Below are 6,174 nucleotides of genomic sequence, written 5' to 3'. Positions count from 1 at the left end.
AACTGCAATTAATCAACAAGCATAATAGTAGACGTCCTTTTTTTGATTAAGTTCAAAAAAATAACAACTTTATTAACTGATTTAATTTTTAATAAGCGAAAGCATTTGCTGTTCATCAAATTTTGTAAAGCTCATTGATTTATCCGTAAATAAAGCATCAACGAGTGCTTGCTTATCTTCTTGCATTTTAAACACTTTTTGCTCTATTGAATTACTCATTATTAACTTATATACAAATACTGGATTTGTTTGTCCAATACGATAAGCCCTGTCTGTAGCTTGTTTTTCTACAGCGGGATTCCACCACGGATCGAAATGTATAACGGTGTCTGCCTGTGTTAGATTTAGACCAGTACCGCCAGCCTTTAAGCTAATTAAAAATACTGACGTGTTACCGCTAGTAAATTCGTCAATTACTTTATCGCGATGACGTGTTTGCCCTGTAAGCAGACTAAAATCTATATTTATTTCAGCAAGACGTTGAGCGATTAAATCAAGCGCCGATGTAAACTGACTAAATATAATAACTTTACGGCCAAGGCTTAACATAAGCGGTAAGTGTGTTGTTAGCCATTCAAGCTTCGCAGATCCAGCTTGCGTATCCGGTTCAATTAATTTTGGATGACAACAAATCTGTCTTAGTTTTAAAAGAGCTTCGAGAAAGGCAAGTTTACTTTTTTTGCACGCCTTGTTCGGCAAATAAGTCAGTTAATTTTTCTTCTAGAGAGCGAGTTATCCCTTCGTACATTTCTTTTTGTTTAGGTTCAAACTCAAACTCTTTAGTTAGCTCTGTTTTTTCTGGAAGTTCTTGCGCTACTTGCGCTTTAGTTCGGCGCAAAATAAACGGCATTATTAACGCTTTTAATTGTTCAGCACGTTCCATATCGGCATCACGTTCAATTGGAGTTTGAAAATGCTGTTTAAAATGCGCTTGAGAGCCAAGTAGCGATGACATAGCAAAATCAAGTAACGATTTAAGCTCAAATAAATTATTTTCGATTGGCGTACCACTTAAACATAATTTAAAGTCAGCATTAAGACGTTTAACTAGGCGCGATACTTGTGCTGTATCGTTTTTTATATATTGCGCTTCATCTAGTATTATATTTTCGAAATACAGCGGTGAGTAATAAGCAATATCACGTTTTAATAATGGATAGGTGGTTAAGATACATTGCGATTGCGCTAAGTGTTGCAGTGGTTCGTTACGATTCGATCCAAAAATAGTCGTTACTTTTAAACCTTTGGCAAATTTAGCTATCTCATTTTCCCAGTTACTAACTAAGCTTGTAGGGCATACGATTAGAGTAGGCCCTGCTTGCGGTCGGTTGTAAGTGCTAGTCAAAAATGCGATAACTTGCAGTGTTTTACCTAATCCCATGTCGTCAGCTAAAATACCACCTAGCTTGTGGCGTTTTAAAAAGCTTAACCAATCTACCCCCTGCTGTTGATACTCGCGCAATACAACAGAGTCATTCAAGCCATGCAACGATACAGATGGCATTGTACTATCTGAATTATTTAATTCTTTTAGATAGCTTTCTAATGAATCGTCATGCAGTTCTACATTAATTGCTGTATGTTTTACTAATTCAGGTAAGTACGAAAGCGGAATATTAAATTCATCTCTTGTTTTTACAAATTCAAAACGTTGCTTAAATTCATTCAGTAAATTTATAGCCGATTTGTTTATAACACCAAATTGACGACCTACTGGATAATAGTGAAACAACTCACTTTGGCGGTTTAACGATTGATAAACTAAATCATCGTTATTAAAAAGTAACGCTGCTTTTGCATCATGGAGCACCACTTTACAATGCATTTGATGGCCAATAGCTCTGTTTACATTTAATGTTACTTCACTTTGAGGATTGGCAATATTAACTTTACTCACACTTACTTTCCATCCGCGTTCTTTAAAGCAGGGAAATAACTCGTAAATTAACCAGTGTAAATGAATAGGAGATTGCTTAGTAAAAATAAACTCACTTTGTAAACCCCCTTTACAAAACTCAAAACCTAGATTTACTAACTCATTCGTAACTGTATTTTCAAATGCATTATTAATTATGTTTTGAGGGGCAGATCCTGCTAAATAATTTTTATTTTTATACTTAAATAATAACGACAGTGTTAAACCACGTTCTTCCATCGTTACTTTTAAAACAGCGTTACTGGCTGCTTTTGGCAATATTGTTTTGGAATTAGTTGGATGAGGTATAACCCCCGCACCAAAATTATCTGCCAACTGTTTATAAATTCTATCGAAGTTTGAGCTATGTAAAGCTGGTATTGTTTGTAAATGCGATATTTCGTCTGCACTTAATGGTGTACGTATACGCCCAACTTTTAGATGATCTAAGTCTATATAAGTAGGGGGCGTTGTTTTAATAAGTGCCCAGTTTTTACTTTGCTCTAAATTGATACCCAGTTGTGTTAGATCTTTTTCTTGATGCCACTTAAAACTAAGCGCTTGTCCGCTTTGCGGTTTAATTGCAGTACGCGATCGTTGTAAAAAAAGTCGCTCTGTAGCTATTAGTTGTTGTAAGGCGTTGAAACCCCACTGACCTTTAAGCTCAATATTGCCGACTGCATTTTGCGAGCGGATCCAGCTATAAAGTCTAAAATCACTTTCAAGTAAATCGTTAGGCGTTATAAAACTATTGAGTTGTTGATCGGTAAGGTTACGACCTAAGCTATAATTTTGGTCTTTATCGTAGTTGGCTATTTTTGGTGATAGAAATACTTTGTTATTTTCAATATCAAATACAAATAATAAAACTTGCGACGGTGTTATTTGCTCAGCACTTTTAAGTGCGCTTAGCTCGCTAAACCAATCATTAATAAAGTAATCTTCTCCATATTCTCCGGAGTGTTCAATTTTGAGTTTTAATAAAATAGCAGCTAAATGTCGGCATTTAGTTTTAATGTTACACGTACAGTGTGTGTCAACAGAATAGCCCGTTGGTAATTTTATAATTTCTATACGTTGATTGAACGGATTACCGTTATCACCTAATACAGTTGAGTCGACAACCGAAAAATTTGGCGTGTGTTCTAACCAAGTAATTTTACCGTTTTTGTAATATTCTTTACCTTTGGCAAGTACATTGGGCCTAAATAGTTTTTTTATAAAACGTTCAGAAAGAGGAAACTGAGTAGCCTGCTCATTTTTAATTTCTTCAAAAATAGCCAGTAGATCATTTTTTGATAAGTTAGCAGACATGTCGCTCAAAGTATTAGTTTTCAAAAATAATCCTACCAGTATATGCCTTATGTGCTCTGAGCTAAAGCAATATTACTGTGACATACACTGGTTGGAGTTGATAGGTTAGTAAAAAATCGGTTTATAACTAGATCTGAGCATATATTTTACAAAATAAGCTATGGCACACAAGTAGACCACAAAATACAAACAACTTTTTTAACTACAAAGAGGATTTATGGATCAGACTTTTACTAACAATTTCTAAAAAAGTGGTAAAAAAACAAAAAAAAGAAAACAAGTTAGTAAAAAATTGATCTTAGCACTGCAAATAATCCAAAAAGCTATTACACAGTCTATTTAGATCAAAATTTTACTAACTTGATAGTTTGCTAGATCATTATTTAACTAACTTAAAAAACCTAACAGATCACTATATTACTAACTAATTAAAAGCACTTAATAGCTTTGTAAGCTGCTCTAAGCGCTTGTCAGTCATGACTTTATTATTTATTTTTATAGAAACATCACCACTTTTGAGATTTCGTTGTAACGAAACAAACTCATTGTTTAAAACAGCTTCACGCTTAACAGCAGTTTGTGGTTCAAATGTTAAATATTTTGTTATTGCGATTGCACGCTTGTCATCGCTTGTAATCGCGTTTACATCATTATTGCTAACTAGCTCTTCAACTAACTGATTAAAGCTCTTAGGATCACGCTCCTTTGCAATAACAAGCTTTTTAGCAACTTCTCTTCCAACATGATTAGCAGTTGGATAAAGTGCAATAACATTTGCTGGAATTTGCTCATAGGCTTTAATTGCATCAGCAATGGCAGTATGCGAGACGCCTTCAACTAAAGCTATTTCTCGGTAAGAACCTTTTTTACCTTGTTGAATCAGATCATTTTTGGTCTGCTGATAAGCTTGTCCCAATTCCCATAGGCTTGGAGCAATGTATTGATCTGACGATACCGCTAAAATTTTTGCATCCTGCTCGGTAAAATCACTTGAACTAAGCACTAAATAATCAGCGTTACCTAAAATGCAGGCCATACGACGACGAGAACCAGCCAAAACTAAGCTCTTACTACCTTGCTCCCAAAGTAGAGCGGGGTGTTGGTTACGACCATCCTCACGAATTGCAGGAAGAATATCTGATACTGACTTTTCGTTTAGAAGTGCCTGTACACGGCGATTTTTACCATATACACCGGTGGTTGATTCAATATCAGTGTGTGCGATTACTTTACACACTAGCGTAATTTGGCGTGTAGGATCACTTGGAGCAGGCATTCTAATTACATCACCAGCATTAGCTTGTTCTAGTAATGCATCAAGACTACTGCTGCCTACGGCAGTTGCAAAAGGATCTAAGCGGGTGTCGTTTTTACGTTTTTTAGCCATTTTTATTTAACATCCTTACTTAGGCGTGTTTATTTTTGATTGAGTAGATTTCCAGTTAGATCTGATTAACATTTCGAGCTCATCGACTACGTCTTTTATATTCTCTTGTGCGCGCATAAGCGATTCTCGACTCGCTAAGCTATCAGATGCTTTTTGATCAAATATCGTATTGAAAGAAGATGAACTGGCGGTAATTGCCGAGCTATGGTTAATTGGATAACTCATAACCTGGCGTCCAAATGCACTGCGTACATCTTTAACAATATCGCGTTGTGAATGATTACCTTTTACATAGTTGGTGACTAAAAACTGCATAAAGTCCCAACCTTCATGACCAAGTGCTGCAACTGTATGGTAAATTTCGCCTAAACGTTTCAAATACTTATTGTTAGCGTCAAAGTCGACAGCTTCAGGATGGACAGGAATAAGCATTGCTGTAGAAGCCATTAAAGCATTATAAAACATAAAGTTAAGTGTTGGCGCTGTATCTATCAGTAAAATGTCAAATTGATCTTTTACAGGTTCAATCACTTTTTCTAGCAATTTATGATAGTGGCGAGTTTGCTCATAGTTAGAGGTGTCTTTAAGTAAAGTGGCAGTTTCGTGTTCAAAATAGAAATCGTCCATGCCAGAAGGTAAAACACGAATATTTGGGATATGTGTCGGTAAAAAAGAATTTGATACAAATTCAGGCCAAGTTTCACCCTCGTCTAAATCTATACAATCACGCATTAAATCACCAACTGTAATTGGATCGTGTTCACTTGATGGAAAAAAGCTTGATGATGAACCTTGTGGGTCTAAATCGATAATACCAATCCGATAGCGCTTAATGTTTGTTGTAGCAAGGGCTGCTGCAATATTAACCATACTGGTTGTTTTGCCACAACCTCCTTTGAGGGAGTTTATAACTATAACTTGTAGTTTATCATCGTTAGTACGGTGATCTGGCTTGATGTCCATAATATCAGCCATCGCAAAAATGTTTACCAAAGTGTAAGCATAATGACCATTAGCACCACGTTTTATGTTTAAATCATCAAAATCACCATTATCATGGCGTCTTTTTAAGGTACGATTATTACAACCTAATAAATCTGCAGCTGCTTTTTGGGTGTATGTTCTTAATTCTTTTTCTTCTGATTTAAGATGAGCGCGGTAGTGTTGAATACGTCCTTCTAATGATTTCTCAGCGACTTCGGCAGTAGCTTTCAAAAGCCGGTAAGTATTTAGCGCGTTATTATTGATAGACATACGTTCCTTCCTCAAAGTTAGGCAGTAAGTATAATGTCCATTCAATTACCTGTAAACAACTATTTAAGACGACATGTGTTTTAAAAAGAAGACATCAATAAATATTTTTACACTTTTAATATTGCTTAGTATAAATAAAGAAGTTTAAAGGTGGTTAAATATATAAGGTAGTAAAGGTTAAGGGGAGATAATTAGCTTATAACCTAATGATAAATATGAATAATATAAAATAAAGCAGATCACCTATATACTTGGTTAAGATCAGATCTTTATTAACACTCAGATCAACTTTTACTAACTTCTT

2 protein-coding genes and 1 pseudogene are annotated in these 6,174 nt (G+C 35.3%); all 3 read right to left on the bottom strand.

Annotated elements, in window-relative coordinates; all coding sequences use genetic code 11:
• Positions 1-81: 81 nt before the first annotated feature.
• A pseudogene (locus tag P20652_RS18325) lies at positions 82-3,229 on the bottom strand (DEAD/DEAH box helicase).
• A 424-nt stretch (positions 3,230-3,653) separates the two neighbouring features.
• Complete coding sequence (locus P20652_RS07685; protein ID WP_008169458.1) at positions 3,654-4,616, bottom strand: hypothetical protein; 963 nt, start codon at positions 4,614-4,616, stop codon at positions 3,654-3,656.
• A gap of 15 nt (positions 4,617-4,631) precedes the next feature.
• Positions 4,632-5,870 carry an AAA family ATPase gene (locus P20652_RS07690; protein ID WP_008169456.1) on the bottom strand — a complete coding sequence of 413 codons (1,239 nt, stop codon included), beginning with the start codon at positions 5,868-5,870 and terminating at the stop codon, positions 4,632-4,634.
• Between the last annotated feature and the right edge of the window lie 304 nt (positions 5,871-6,174).

Source organism: Pseudoalteromonas sp. BSi20652, assembly GCF_000239855.1.
Taxonomy (GTDB): domain Bacteria; phylum Pseudomonadota; class Gammaproteobacteria; order Enterobacterales; family Alteromonadaceae; genus Pseudoalteromonas.
Note: the sequence above shows the minus strand (reverse complement) of the source record. Positions and strands in the feature narration are given on the sequence as shown.